We start from the raw sequence: 13,577 nt of genomic DNA on the forward strand, positions 1-13,577 counted from the left end.
TTCGCTTGCCGCTTAAGGTTCTGTACATGAGCCATCTTTAAGGGATTTATTGCGCCTGGCTAAATAACAAAAAACGCAAAGGATTCTTGTTTTTAGGATATGTCGATATAGCAAAAGTTAATGAGGAATTAGCAAAAGGAAATCCGGCGTTCTGGCTTACAACCCACAGTCGGCTGTGATTTAATCGCTCAATATCGCCAACCTTCCAGGAAAATACCTTATGAACAAGTCAGTTGCGCTCGGGATGACTCTCGCCCTGTTGTCGGCCACCTCTTTTTATGCCGCCGCCGACGAACATCTTATTCGCGTCGGCTTTAACCCCGGGCCGTATAAAGAGCAATTTGAGAAAGGCGTCGCGCCCTATTTATTGAGTAAAGGGTATAAAATCGAATATAAGGATTTCAGCGACGGTATTCAGGTGAATGACGCGGTAGCCCGCGGGGATATCGAAGCGAATATTATGCAGCATCCGGTATATCTGAAAGCAATTAATGAGCGGCTGGGGATCGATAACGTGGGCATTGTGCAGGTCCCCACGCCGCCGATGGGGCTGTACGGCGGTAAACTGACCACCCTGGGGACGCCGGCGGCAGGGACCGTCGTGTCGGTACCGAACCAGCCGTCGAACGAATATCGCGCGGTGCTAGTGTTACAGAGTCTGGGCTGGGTGAAGGTCAAACCGGACAGCGACCCCGCCACTTTTTCGCAGCGCAATATCGTTGACAATCCGTACAAAATTGTCCTTAAAGAGATGGATAATGCCCAGCAGGTTAGCGCTCTGCCGGACGTCGACTATGGCCTGATTCAGGGCAATTTCGCCGTCTCCAGCGGTATGTCCCTGACCTCGGCATTAAAGCTGGAGGCAGCCACCAGCCATTTTATTAATGTCGTGACCGTCGCCGGTAAAAATCAGAAGGCGCAGTTTGCCAAAGATATTATCGATGGCTACCACTCTGCCGATTTCAAAAAATATATTCTCAGCCATCCGCAGTATGATGGTTACCTGCTTCCTGATTATTTAAAATGAATAACGCGATGATAGAGTTTCGCCACGTCAGTAAAAGCTTTTCCAGGAAAGGACATCCGGTTCTGGCCCTGCAGGATATTAATCTCAGCATTGAACGAGGCGATATTTTCGGCATTATTGGCTACAGCGGGGCAGGAAAAAGCACCTTATTACGGCTGATTAATCGTCTGGAAACGCCTGGCGAGGGCGAGGTGCTGTTAAACGGCGAGCCGCTACAGGCCTGCAGCGGCCAGCGCCTGCAGGCCATCAAAAAAGATATCGGCATGATCTTTCAGAATTTTAATCTGCTGAATTCGAAAACCGTTTTCCATAACATCGCCATCCCGCTGATTTTACAAGGCCGCGACATGGCCTTTATCCAGGCGCGGGTGGCGGAACTGCTGGCGTTCGTCGATCTGAGCGACAAAATCCACAGCTACCCTAATGAGCTGTCGGGTGGACAAAAGCAGCGGGTCGGTATTGCCCGGGCGCTGGCCACCAACCCGTCGGTACTGCTGTGCGATGAAGCCACCTCGGCGCTCGATCCCCACACCACGGTGCAGATCTTACTGCTCTTGCAGGAGATTAATCGCCGCTATGGCATCACCATCGTACTGATCACCCATGAGATGTCGGTGATCCAGAAAATCTGTCACAAGGTGGCGGTGATGCAGGCGGGCCGTATCGTTGAGCAGGGGACGGTTTTCGACCTCTTTGCCCAGCCGCAGCATCCGGTAACGGCCAGTTTCGTGCAGTCGGTGGTGCACGATCGTCTGCCGCAGCGGGTGGCGTCGCTCCTGCAGCGCGATAACGGCGCCCGGGCTATACGCCTCGAATTTATCGGCGCGACGGCGCAGCAGCCGATCATTAACCACCTGATCCGCGAGTATGCTGTCGAGGTGAATATCCTGTTTGCCAGCATGTCTGAAGTTCAGGGCCGGATTCTGGGATTTATGATTGTGCAACTCCTCGGCGAGCCTGACGAAACCGACCGCGCCATCACCCATCTGGCCGATGCAGGAGTGAAAATCACCCATGTTTGATCTTATTGATACCGCCATTACCGGCGATCAGTTTCTGCTGGCGCTGCATGACACGCTGATTATGGTCGCCGTCTCGCTGGGCTTTGGCGCGCTGATCGGCGTACCGTTAGGGATTGTGCTGGTGGTTTGCCGTCCCGGCGGCATCGTGGCCAACCCGGTGGTGCATCAGGCGCTGAATCCGCTGATTAACGTGCTGCGTTCGCTGCCGTTTATCATTTTGCTGATTGTGATCCTGCCCTTTACCCGACTGCTGGTGGGCACCACTATCGGCACCGCGGGGGCCATCGTGCCGCTGATCGTTTTTGTCGCCCCCTACATTGCCCGGCTGGTGGAGAGCTCACTGCTGGAGGTGGATGAGGGGATCCTCGAAGCAGCGGATGCGATGGGCGCGACCCCCCTGCAGACGGTCTGGCATTTTATGCTGCCGGAGGCGGCAGCGTCGCTGATTCTGGCCCTTACCACGGCGACCATCGGCCTGCTTGGTGCGACCGCCATGGCAGGAACGGTGGGCGGCGGCGGAATTGGCGACCTGGCGATCACCTATGGCTATCAGCGCTTCGACGCCTTTGCCACCCTCACCACCGCCCTGGTGCTGATTGTGATTGTCCAGCTCATTCAGACGCTGGGCACCCGCCTGGCTCGCCGACTGCGTCGCGAATAACCGTCGTCCCGCCGCGGGGTAACCGCGGTTCGCGGGACAGCGGCTTAGCGCGTGGAGACCGCGGCAAAGGCATGGGCGACTCGCGCAATATTACCGTGGTTGAGCCCGGCCACGCAGACCCGACCGCTGGCGATCAGGTAAATGCCGTACTCTTCACGCAGGATGACCACCTGCCGGGTGCTAAAGCCGGTATAACTGAACATGCCGCGCTGGGTCAGCAGATAGGAAAAATCACCCTCCGGCTGGGCGGCCTGCAGGGCCGTCACCAGCGCGACGCGCATGGCGCTGATGCGGGTGCGCATGGCTTCCACTTCTTCCTGCCACAAGGCGTTCAGCGCGGGAGCGTTGAGCACCTGCGATACCACCTGGGCGCCAAACCCCGGCGGGCTGGAGTAGTTGCGCCGCACGGTGGCTTTCAGCTGGCCCAGCACGCGCCCGGCGATATCGGCATTGTCGCAGACCACTGACAGGCCGCCAACCCGCTCGCCATACAGCGAAAATATCTTGGAAAACGAGTTGCTGACCAGCGCCGTCAGCCCGGCGCTGGCGATGGCGCGAATGGCATAGGCATCCTCGTCCAGTCCGCGGCCGAAGCCCTGGTAGGCGATATCAAGGAATGGGATCAGCTCCCTGCCGATCAGCACCTCAATCACGCGATCCCACTGCTCGCGGGTGAGATCGGCCCCCGTCGGGTTATGGCAGCAAGGGTGAAGCAGCACAATGCTGCGCGGCGGCAGTTGCTGGAGGGCGGCGAGCATAGCGGGGAAATTCACCCCGCGGGTGGCGCTGTCGAACCAGGGATAGGTATGTACCTCAAAGCCGGCGCCGGCAAAGATGGCAACGTGGTTCTCCCAGGTTGGATCGCTGACCCAGACCGCGGAGTCGGGGAAGTAGCGCTTGAGGAAATCAGCGCCCACCTTCAGCGCGCCGGAGCCCCCCAGCGTCTGGATGGTGGCGATGCGTCCGGCACGCAACGCCGGATGATTGTCGCCAAACAGCAGGGTCTGGACCGCACGGCGATAGGGCGCCAGCCCCTCCATCGGCAGATAAAGGCTGGCCTTTTGCTGCTGACTCTGCAGCCGGTCAGCGGCCTGACGGACCGCCTCCAGCTGGGGAATAATGGCCTGCTCGTTATAGTACAGCCCGATGCTGAGGTTAACTTTGTCTGCCCGGGGATCCTGTTGAAAGGCTTCCATCAGCGACAGGATAGGATCGCCCGCATAGGCGTCAACGTTCTGAAACACAGTGGTTACTCCTGAAATGACCGTCAAAGGTGAAGCCATTACACCGCGTAGCGTCCGGGACGGTGGTTCATGGCGATAATCGAATTCAAAACTACGGCGCCGAGGATAGAGACCAGCAGCATCGGCAAGCTCACTACCCACAGCGAGGCGGTGACGATGCAGGCGTCAACCACCATCTGGAATTTACCGGCGCGGATGCCACTTTTGTCCTGCAGATAGAGGGCCAGAATATTAACGCCGCCGAGGCTCGCTTTATGGCGAAACAGCACCACAAAGCCAATGCCGACCATGATGTTGCCGAAGAGAGTGGCGTAATAGGGGTTCAGGCGATCGACATGGATAAAGTAACCGTGCAGGTCAGAGAACAGGGACACCAGTCCGACCGCGCAGAAGGTTTTCAGCGTGAAGGCGGCGCCCATCCGCCGGACGGAGAGCCAATAGAAAGGCAGGTTAATGACGAAGAAGACCACGCCAAACGGCAGGTGGGTGGCATAGTGGATCAGAAAGGCCATACCTGCCGTTCCGCCGGTCAGGGCGCCGGCCTGGCGAAATAAAATAATGCCAAAGGAGATCATCAGCGTGCCGAACAGCAGCGCCAGGGTATCCTCCAGCCAGGTGTGGGTCAGTTTTTCAGGGGAAAGGATATTATCCATAAATAAGCACTATCTTTTCGTTAACAAGGATAAGTCCTTATTTGCAAAAATCGCACCAGAGGAGAGGGCCGGGCGATCGTTTGCGGAAAAAACAGACGCTATTCAGCCTAACGTATTGTTATGCCGAAAAGAGAAAATTGCACAAGTCATGCGATTTTCTGCAATCCATTGCGCAAACCGTGCAAATTATCACGATGTGATGCATTAACTAACCCTGCGTTTGCACCAGCGCAGGGCATCATGCCCTGATTCAGCGCAGCGGATCCGGGCCCGGCATCAGCTGGCCATTCTCTTTAAGGCGGTTGAGTATCACCGCGGTTTTCAGGTGGGCGACCCCTTTGTTTTGCGCCAGAATATGGCTGATCAAATGGCTCAGACCGGGCAGGTCCGGGACCGTCACCCGCAGCAGATAATCGGCGTCGCCGGTGGTTTTCCAGGCGTCCAGGATGGCGTCCACTTCACTGAGCATCTGGTGAAAGCTCTCCACGCATTGCGGGGTGTGATTCAGCAAGCGCACTTCTATCAGACCCAGCATTTCCTGTCCGGCAGCATCCGGCGCCAGCCGCGCGTGATAGCCGAGGATAAGCTGCGCCTGTTCAAGGGCGATGCGGCGCCGTGAACACTGGGAGGCGGACAGGCCGATGAGATCGCTCAGTTCCTGATTGGTCAAACGGCCATTGGCCTGCAGCAGGGTGAGAATTTTCAAATCATAGTCATCGATGTTGTACATGGTGGCCACTAATGGAACGTCAGAGTGGTTAACAGCCTAACAGCTTTTTGCCCGCCGTGAAGTCTGACGACAGGGCGACGACGTCGGCGCACCAAAACGGGTCAGCTTTATGCATGAGGAGGCTATTTTTCTCATGATATGTGCGATTTCAGGCGGTTTATTGCGCGTTATGTTTGGCCTGGCGGCGCATGACTCACGCCCCAGAGCAGACGGATAAATAATATTTTAATAAAATTCAATATATTGCTCTTGCTCTTATGGCGGGATGCTGCGCCCTGGCCTGAAAGTTGCTATCGCCGAAGGTGACTTTTTTACAGACAGGGGCAGGTCAGAGATGACAACGCAGCAAGAGCATCAGTTAAAACGTGGGTTAAAAAACCGCCACATCCAGTTGATCGCCCTCGGGGGCGCGGTCGGCACCGGACTGTTTTTAGGTATCGCGCAGACGATCCGTATGGCAGGCCCCTCGGTCCTGCTGGGCTACGCCATCGCCGGAGCGATCGCCTTCTTCATCATGCGACAACTTGGCGAGATGGTGGTAGAGGAGCCGGTGGCGGGGTCGTTCAGCCATTTCGCCAACCGCTACTGGGGGCCTTTCGCCGGGTTTATGTCCGGCTGGAATTACTGGGTGTTGTATGTGCTGGTGAGCATGGCGGAGCTGACGGCGGTGGGGATCTATATTCAGTACTGGTGGCCGGAAGTACCCGCCTGGCTGTCGGCGGCGATCTTCTTCGTGGCGATCAACGCCATCAACCTGACGAATGTCAAAGTGTATGGCGAGCTGGAGTTTTGGTTCTCGATTGTCAAAGTGGCCGCCATCATCAGCATGATCGCCTTTGGCAGCTATCTGTTATTTAGCGGCCACGGCGGCCCGGCGGCGACGGTGGCCAACCTGTGGCAGGACGGGGGATTTTTCCCTAACGGTATCACGGGCTTAGTAATGGCGATGGCGGTAATCATGTTCTCCTTCGGCGGGCTTGAGCTGGTGGGGATCACCGCGGCGGAAGCCGACGAACCGCATAAAACCATTCCCAAAGCCACCAACCAGGTGATCTACCGTATTCTGCTGTTTTATGTGGGGTCGCTGGCGGTCCTGCTGTCACTCTATCCCTGGCGTAACGTCGTGGAGGGGGGTAGCCCCTTTGTGCTGATCTTTCATGCCATTGACAGCAATATTGTGGCCAACGCTCTCAATCTGGTGGTGCTCACCGCCGCGCTGTCGGTCTACAACAGCTGTGTGTACTGCAACAGCCGGATGCTGTTCGGCCTGGCTCAGCAGGGCAATGCTCCGCGGGCGCTGCTGCGGGTTAACCGCCGGGGGATCCCGTTGACCGCGCTGGCGGTATCTGCCGTCGCCACGGCGCTTTGCGTGGTGATTAACTATGTGATGCCTGGTAAAGCGTTTGGCCTGCTGATGGCGCTGGTGGTGGCGGCCCTGGTGATTAACTGGGCGATGATCTGCATCACCCATCTCAAGTTTCGTCGCGCTATGCAGCGGGCCGGGAAGGTAACGGCCTTCCAAAGCCTCGGCTATCCCCTGACTAACTGGCTGTGCCTGCTGTTTCTCGCCGGGATCCTCGTGGTGATGTATCTGACTCCCGACATCCGCATCTCCGTCTGCCTGATCCCGGTATGGCTGCTGATCCTCGCCGCAGGCTATCTGCTGCGGAAGAAAAGCGCCCCGGCGCTGGTGGCGATGAAAGAAGGTTAATCGCCAACACCCTGCCGGGCGGCAGGGTGATATTCTCATCGTGAAAATAACGTCAATACTTCTAGTGGATTTTATAATTCCTATAAATGATAACCGGACATGTTAATCTGGGAATAGATGACATGAACATGCTTTTTATTGATCTTGCGTGGCGCTTTGATAATATCCCGACGGCATTCAGGTTTATTTTATAATGCCACCGAATGGAATAGTAAAATACATAATGGAGTATGGGATGAAGCATGTTCATAAACTGGTCTGGATAGGCCTGTTCGTCAATATTATTATCTGTTTTGTCGCGCGAAATTTATTACTCGATGAAGGACAGCTGAACTTTCATCATCGGGCGGACAGCATGTGGTCCTGGCTGGTGCTCGCTCTGTTTATCGCCGTGGTGGTTCAGGCCGTCAGTATTATGTTGTCGGGCCGCTATCCTTATCTGGCCATCGTGCTGGCATTTATTGGCGGTATCGTGATGGTGCCCGCCAGCATGATCTTTCTGGTTGGCTGTATGTTCAGCTTTCAAACGCGGATTAACGCCGGTTTTACCCCGTGGCGGTCAACAACCGGGGCGATGGGCCGCGACGATAATCACCAGCTATTAACCTTTAATGCATCCGGTTTTTATCCGCAGGGGGCGTTGGCGCTCATCGCCGGCATTATTATCTTAATGATTGGCATGGGTATTGGCGGGGTATTTATTGCCGCCGGCATTGTTGCGCTGTGCAATGGCTATCGTCTGCAGAATCGGGTGGTGATTGGCGTGAGCGGCGAGTCGATGATATTTACACCGGGGCTCTATGCCGATACCTACGTTATTCCGTTAGGTGACGTTGTGCTGGCTGAGCGCGGGAATAATGATGCAAAAGTTCGGCTACGGATCCGTTCCAGCGGCAGAAGCTTCACGTTGCGTAAAAAACTGCTCGCCGGCGATAACGTTAATGATGCCTTCGCCGCCATTCTGGCCAAACTGTCCACGGTTTAAGGCCGACGGGGAAGGGAAGCCGCCAGGAGAGAAACACCTGGCGGCGAAAGCGTGGGTTAGCATGCGTGTTCATCGCACCAGCCTGCACCCACGCCCTACAACACCAGGTTGCATGTTAATCCACGTTGGTAAAATAATCGCGCGCGGCGGTCTCGACGCGTTTCGCATCCAGCCCGGTCTTCTCAGTGATCTGTTCGATAAACGGTTTAAATTTCTCGTCCATCACGTTACCCCCGTCCCAGTGGGCGACGTAAAATTTGCACTGATAGCGATAAAAATGGAGAGTGGTATCTCCTAACGTGTAGTACATGAGCTTCTCCTGTCCATTAATGCGGTCGCCGCGTCCACAGCGTCAGCAACCCTTTTCTCATCACGATCGATCTGCTCTCTATCCTCCTCCCAATTGGCTGAAATTTCCAGCGGTGCTTTGCGCTATAAAGCAGGATAAAAGAGGGTTAGATTGCGGACGAGTAGTGATTTTTTCTGAAATGGAACGGAGGAACCGGTTACCTGCGGGATGCGCAGATAACCGGAGAGCAGGCAGGATTAGCGCAGCGCGTTGCGCTCGTCGTCGGTCAGGTCCAGGGTCTGCACCATGCCGCTTTCTGCAGCGCGCACCGCCGCTTCCAGAACGGCCATTACCGCCAGCGCTTCAACCGGCGGCACCGGATTGGCGATCTGACCGTTCAGCGCGTCGCGGATCTGCATATAGTACTGGCGCTGATCGCCCTGCGGAGTGGCCTGAGAGTGGGTCTGCAGCGAGGCGTCATAGATCACCAGCTTGTCATCATCCTGACCCCAGCCGGCACTTCCCGGCTCCACGCCCGCCAGCAACTGGCTCTCCTGCTGGTCGGCCCGCGCTTTGATCACGCTGCCTTTATCGCCGTGCACGGTGAAGCGCGAGGAGCCGCCCGCGACCAGCATGCTGCAGTGCAGGATCGCTTTATGCGCCGGGTAGTTTAATACCACATGCGCCCAGTCGTTGATCTCCGCGCCGTCGCGCAGGGTGGCGATATTGCCTTGTACCGACTGCGGCAAACCAAACAGCTGCAGCGCCTGGTCGATCAGGTGGGGCCCCAGATCGAACCATAAACCACTGCCCGGGACGTTCTGCTCACGCCAGCGGACGCGGACTTCCGGACGGAAGCGGTCAAAATGCGACTCGAAGTGTTTCACCGTGCCAATGGCGCCCTGCTCAATGACCTGACGGATCCCCAGGTAGTCGCTGTCCCACCGGCGGTTATGGAAGACCGAGAGCAGGCGCTGTCTCTCCTCAGCCAGGGCGATCAGCTCCCGGGCTTCCTGCATATCGAGGGTAAAAGGTTTATCCACCACCACATGCTTGCCGGCGTTCAGCGCCAGGCGGGCCAGCGGCGCGTGGGTGGCGTTGGGGGAGGCGATGACCACCAGATCGACATCCGGATGCTGAACCGCTGCCTCCGGGAAAGCGATGACCGTGACATCCGGCAGGTCGCGTTTGACTTTCTCTTCATCGCGCGAGGCGACGAACGCCAGATTCAGACCCGGCACTGAACGGATAAGCGGCGCGTGGAAGGTCTTACCGACGAAGCCATAGCCAATCAGGGCGATATTTATTGTGTTGTTACTCATCAGGTTCTCCACGCGGTTAAGCGTCAGCAATGTGTACAGAGAGGGCGGGGTCATCCCCCAGCTCAGCCCAGGGACGATCAAGAAAAAGATGGTGAATATCGCTGAGCCCGGCCACCAGCCACGGCTCGCAATGGTTGACTTTGGTATGGTCTGCCACCAGCCAGTGCTCTGCGCTGGCGGCCAGCATGGCGCGCTTCACGTCAGCATCGGCCTCCTGGCTGGCGCTCAGCCCCAGCCCGGCATGAAGCGCGCAGGCGCCGAGAATGGCGATGTCGGCCCGGTAGCGGGCGACCAGCGACAGCGTAGCGCTGCCGGCGAACAGCCGCTGTTCACTGTCCCACTGGCCGCCAAGCAGGATCAGCTGGATATCGGTACGGTCGCTAAACAGCTGGGCGATATCCAGCGAAGGCGTGATCACGGTCATCGGCCCTTTAAGCTGAGCGGCGACCGCCAGCACCGTGCTTCCGGCGTCGAGAAACAGCGTCGAGCCGAGGGGGATGCGCGCGGCGACCTGGTGACCCAGGCGCTGCTTGGTCTGGGGGAGCAGGGCGTTTCGACCCTGGCGGGTCATCGCCGGGACGTTAAGAGCGATGGCGCCGCCGTGGCTTTTCTGCAGGACACCCTGTTTTTCCAGCTCGCTCAGATCCCGGCGAATGGTATCGGCGGAGACCTGTAGCCCTTCGACCAGTTCGCTGATGCTTAGCTGGCCGTTTTCACTCAGCCTGTCGAGGATGTGTTTTTGTCTGGCGAGCTTATGCATGGCAAGCGACTCCGCAAATTAACGCAATAAACAGCATAATACAGCAATGAGTGGCAAAATAAACCGCAAAAAGACGCATTGAGATCGGCAAAACGGGAAGAACTTGATTTCACTACGCTTTAACGTTAAATGAGGAGTGCAGCGCGACCCGGGGCGAAAGCGCTTTTTAATGAAGCTATTAGCCCTACTTACCGGGCAATAAAAAGCGAAAAAGCGCGCTTTCGCGTACCTTATAGAGAGTGCGCGCAATGTGACAGGTATGGATTAACGGAGGTTGAGTGGACGCGATTAAAGGCTCGGAGTTGCAAATACCGGACGCGATCTTCGCGTGGGTGCTCGACGGGCAGGGGGGCGTGAAGCCGCTCACCGATAACGATATTATCGACAAAGACAAGCCCTGCTGGCTGCATCTGAATTATACCCACAGCGACAGCGCCGACTGGCTGGCGGCCACCCCGTTGCTGCCCAATAACGTGCGTGACGCCCTGGCGGGAGAGAGCACCCGGCCACGGGTGACGCGGATCGGCGACGGGGCGCTGATTACCCTGCGCTGCATTAACGGCAGTACTGATGAGCGTCCCGACCAGCTGGTGGCGATGCGTCTGTATATGGACGAGCGGCTGATCGTCTCCACCCGTCAGCGCAAGGTGCTGGCGCTGGACGATGTGCTGGGTGACCTGAAGGAGGGCAATGGCCCGACGGACGGCGGCAGCTGGCTGGTGGAAGTCTGCGATGCGCTGACCGATCATGCCAGCGAGTTTATCGAACAGCTGCACGACCGCATTATCGACCTGGAAGATGACCTGCTTGACCAACAGGTGCCACCGCGGGGTTTTCTCGCGCTGCTGCGTAAGCAACTGATTGTGATGCGCCGCTATATGGCGCCGCAGCGCGACGTTTACGCCCGACTGGCCAGCGAGCGGCTGCCGTGGATGAGTGACGATCAGCGGCGGCGGATGCAGGATATCGCTGAGCGGCTGGGGCGCGGTCTGGATGAGATCGACAGCTGTATCGCCCGGACGGCGATCATGAGCGACGAGATCGCCCAGATTATGCAGGAGTCGCTGGCGCGGCGGACCTACACGATGTCGTTGATGGCGATGGTGTTTCTGCCCAGCACCTTTTTAACCGGCCTGTTCGGCGTCAACCTTGGCGGGATCCCGGGAAACAGCTGGCATCTGGGGTTTAGCCTCTTCTGCCTGATGTTAGTTGTTGTCATCGGTGGTGTTGCGTGGTGGTTACATCGCAGTAAATGGTTGTAAAGAATCGCCTTTTAGCGGCCGCATTGCCGGGAAAACCCGGCAATGTTTGAGCGAAATCAATAAACCACCTACCCATTCAGGGCAATATCTCTCTCGCAGGTGAATGCAACGTCAAGCGATGGGCGTTGCGCTCCATATTGTCTTACTTCCTTTTTTGAATTACTGCATAGCACAATTGATTCGTACGACGCCGACTTTGTTGAGTCGGCTTTTTTTTTGCGCTCTCCGGACCAGCTTCTACGCTTACTAAGACACCCGACGGTCTTCAGGCCGTTAAGCCTGCGGGTACGCCCGTATTACTCTCCGGGAGGCCTCTATGCATTACGCTTCAGGGCTGAGAGCCCAGTCTATCCCCATCTCACCCGAGCCGAACGATCCGGCTCCTTTACCCGACCCACGACCGCGTCCGCAGCCGCAGCCCGATCCGCCGCCTGACGAAGAGCCGATTAAATTGTCGCATCAGGCGCGGAGATCTGCGAGGATACGCGCCTGCAGATTGTCCGTCCTTTAATACGAGAATACATTGTGACCGCTTTTTCTACCCTGACTGTTTTACCTGCCGCCCAATTAGCCAACCTTAATGAGCTGGGTTATCTGTCGATGACCCCGGTTCAGGCCGCCGCCCTGCCGGCGATCCTTGCGGGGAAAGATGTGCGCGTGCAGGCAAAAACCGGCAGCGGAAAAACGGCCGCATTTGGGCTGGGTCTGCTGCAGCATATCGATCCGGCGCGCTTTGAAACCCAGTCGCTGGTCCTGTGTCCGACCCGCGAGCTGGCCGATCAGGTTGCCGGCGAGCTGCGTCGCCTGGCGCGCTGCCTGCCGAACATCAAGATTCTGATGCTCTGCGGCGGGCAGCCCTTTGGCGCCCAGCGAGATTCACTCCAGCACGCCCCGCATATCATCGTCGCCACCCCGGGCCGTCTGCTCGATCATCTGCAGAAGGGGACGGTCTCCCTTGACGCGTTGCAGACCCTGGTGATGGATGAAGCGGACCGCATGCTCGATATGGGCTTCAGCGACGCCATCGACGAGGTGATCCGCTTCGCGCCGGCTGACCGGCAGACCCTGCTGTTTTCCGCCACCTGGCCCGCGGCAATCGCGGCGATCAGCGGCCGGGTACAGCGCAATCCGCAGACAATTGAGATCGACACTGTCGATGCGCTCCCGGCGATTGAGCAGCAGTTCTTTGAAGTTTCCCGCCACGGTAAGATTGCCCTGCTGCAACGCCTGCTCAGCCAGCATCAGCCCGCATCCTGTGTGGTGTTCTGCAACACCAAACGCGATTGCCAGGCGGTCTGCGATGCGCTCAACGCCGCCGGGCAGAGCGCCTTGTCGCTGCATGGTGATCTCGAGCAGCGCGACCGCGATCAGACGCTGGTGCGCTTCGCTAACGGCAGCGTCCGGGTTCTGGTGGCGACCGACGTCGCCGCCCGCGGCCTCGACATCAAATCTCTCGCGCTGGTGGTGAACTTCGAGCTGGCCTGGGATCCGGAGGTGCATGTTCACCGCATCGGCCGTACCGCCCGCGCCGGCGAACAAGGGCTGGCCATCAGCTTCTGCGCGCCGGAAGAGGCGCAACGCGCCACTATCCTGGCCGACATGCTGCAGCTTTCCCTGAACTGGCTGCCGGCGCCGACGGGCAACACCACCATCGCGCCGCTGACGGCGGAGATGGCCACGCTGTGTATCGACGGCGGTAAAAAGGCGAAAATGCGCCCGGGAGATGTGCTGGGAGCCCTGACCGGGGATATGGGTTTTGATGGCGCCGATATCGGCAAAATTACCGTCCATCCGGCTCATGTCTATGTGGCGATCCGCCAGAGTATGGCGCAGAAGGCGTATAAGCAGTTACAAAATGGCAAGATTAAGGGCAAAGCCTGCCGCGTTCGACTGCTGAAGTAAGGGCAGGTT

14 protein-coding genes are annotated in these 13,577 nt (G+C 57.6%); 8 read left to right on the top strand and 6 right to left on the bottom strand.

All coding sequences use genetic code 11. From position 1 onward, the window contains the following. The first annotated feature begins 220 nt into the window (after positions 1 to 220). The 3 genes from HMPREF3096_RS04465 to HMPREF3096_RS04475 are packed head-to-tail and all read left to right on the top strand — an operon-like array spanning position 221 to position 2,710. Positions 221 to 1,027, top strand: a complete 807-nt coding sequence (locus HMPREF3096_RS04465; RefSeq protein ID WP_070544317.1) for a MetQ/NlpA family ABC transporter substrate-binding protein — start codon at positions 221 to 223, stop codon at positions 1,025 to 1,027. 8 nt (positions 1,028 to 1,035) lie between these two features. Next, positions 1,036 to 2,049 (top strand): methionine ABC transporter ATP-binding protein, encoded by a 1,014-nt coding sequence (locus HMPREF3096_RS04470; protein ID WP_070544319.1) that lies wholly within the window; start codon positions 1,036 to 1,038, stop codon positions 2,047 to 2,049. After that, the gene (locus HMPREF3096_RS04475; protein WP_004892563.1) at positions 2,042 to 2,710 is read left to right on the top strand and encodes a methionine ABC transporter permease; all 669 of its coding nucleotides are present in this window, start codon (positions 2,042 to 2,044) and stop codon (positions 2,708 to 2,710) included. The genes HMPREF3096_RS04470 and HMPREF3096_RS04475 overlap by 8 nt, the downstream gene beginning before the upstream one ends. 44 nt (positions 2,711 to 2,754) lie before the next feature. Here the strand turns inward: HMPREF3096_RS04475 and HMPREF3096_RS04480 are convergent, their stop codons facing one another. From HMPREF3096_RS04480 to HMPREF3096_RS04490, 3 genes are all read right to left on the bottom strand, one after another. Beyond that, on the bottom strand, positions 2,755 to 3,954 hold the full coding sequence (locus tag HMPREF3096_RS04480; RefSeq protein ID WP_032730187.1) for an amino acid aminotransferase: 1,200 nt from the start codon (positions 3,952 to 3,954) through the stop codon (positions 2,755 to 2,757). 38 nt (positions 3,955 to 3,992) lie between these two features. Next, positions 3,993 to 4,607 (bottom strand): YitT family protein, encoded by a 615-nt coding sequence (locus HMPREF3096_RS04485; RefSeq protein WP_023322497.1) that lies wholly within the window; start codon positions 4,605 to 4,607, stop codon positions 3,993 to 3,995. Between the two features lie 250 nt (positions 4,608 to 4,857). Beyond that, positions 4,858 to 5,337, bottom strand: a complete 480-nt coding sequence (locus tag HMPREF3096_RS04490; RefSeq protein WP_008805158.1) for an Lrp/AsnC family transcriptional regulator — start codon at positions 5,335 to 5,337, stop codon at positions 4,858 to 4,860. A gap of 334 nt (positions 5,338 to 5,671) precedes the next feature. Here HMPREF3096_RS04490 and HMPREF3096_RS04495 point away from each other — a divergent pair, with 334 nt between their 5' ends. Together HMPREF3096_RS04495 and HMPREF3096_RS04500 are read left to right on the top strand one after the other, a co-directional pair. Continuing rightward, positions 5,672 to 7,048 (top strand): amino acid permease, encoded by a 1,377-nt coding sequence (locus tag HMPREF3096_RS04495; RefSeq protein WP_008805157.1) that lies wholly within the window; start codon positions 5,672 to 5,674, stop codon positions 7,046 to 7,048. A gap of 235 nt (positions 7,049 to 7,283) precedes the next feature. Continuing rightward, positions 7,284 to 8,033 (top strand): hypothetical protein, encoded by a 750-nt coding sequence (locus HMPREF3096_RS04500; protein ID WP_008805156.1) that lies wholly within the window; start codon positions 7,284 to 7,286, stop codon positions 8,031 to 8,033. Between the two features lie 115 nt (positions 8,034 to 8,148). On the opposite strand, the gene HMPREF3096_RS04505 is transcribed toward HMPREF3096_RS04500, so the two are convergent. The 3 genes from HMPREF3096_RS04505 to HMPREF3096_RS04515 form a co-directional block, all read right to left on the bottom strand. Continuing rightward, positions 8,149 to 8,343 carry a hypothetical protein gene (locus HMPREF3096_RS04505; protein ID WP_008805155.1) on the bottom strand — a complete coding sequence of 65 codons (195 nt, stop codon included), beginning with the start codon at positions 8,341 to 8,343 and terminating at the stop codon, positions 8,149 to 8,151. A gap of 236 nt (positions 8,344 to 8,579) precedes the next feature. After that, positions 8,580 to 9,698 (bottom strand): oxidoreductase, encoded by a 1,119-nt coding sequence (locus HMPREF3096_RS04510; RefSeq protein ID WP_048293454.1) that lies wholly within the window; start codon positions 9,696 to 9,698, stop codon positions 8,580 to 8,582. Then, positions 9,661 to 10,404, bottom strand: coding sequence for a DeoR/GlpR family DNA-binding transcription regulator (locus HMPREF3096_RS04515; protein ID WP_022066061.1), 744 nt, complete (start codon positions 10,402 to 10,404; stop codon positions 9,661 to 9,663). The genes HMPREF3096_RS04510 and HMPREF3096_RS04515 overlap by 38 nt, the downstream gene beginning before the upstream one ends. Positions 10,405 to 10,682: 278 nt before the next feature. Between HMPREF3096_RS04515 and zntB the strand changes: the two genes are divergently transcribed. The 3 genes from zntB to dbpA all read left to right on the top strand — a co-directional run bounded on the left by zntB (position 10,683) and on the right by dbpA (position 13,568). Then, positions 10,683 to 11,666 carry a zinc transporter ZntB gene (gene zntB / locus HMPREF3096_RS04520; protein WP_008805152.1) on the top strand — a complete coding sequence of 328 codons (984 nt, stop codon included), beginning with the start codon at positions 10,683 to 10,685 and terminating at the stop codon, positions 11,664 to 11,666. A gap of 334 nt (positions 11,667 to 12,000) precedes the next feature. Then, positions 12,001 to 12,177 (top strand): proline-rich small protein YnaL, encoded by a 177-nt coding sequence (locus HMPREF3096_RS31740; RefSeq protein WP_369815850.1) that lies wholly within the window; start codon positions 12,001 to 12,003, stop codon positions 12,175 to 12,177. A 14-nt stretch (positions 12,178 to 12,191) separates the two neighbouring features. Continuing rightward, on the top strand, positions 12,192 to 13,568 hold the full coding sequence (gene dbpA / locus HMPREF3096_RS04525; RefSeq protein ID WP_032730190.1) for an ATP-dependent RNA helicase DbpA: 1,377 nt from the start codon (positions 12,192 to 12,194) through the stop codon (positions 13,566 to 13,568). The last annotated feature ends 9 nt before the right edge of the window (positions 13,569 to 13,577 follow it).

Source organism: Klebsiella sp. HMSC25G12, assembly GCF_001807705.1.
In the GTDB taxonomy this organism is placed as follows: domain Bacteria; phylum Pseudomonadota; class Gammaproteobacteria; order Enterobacterales; family Enterobacteriaceae; genus Klebsiella; species Klebsiella variicola.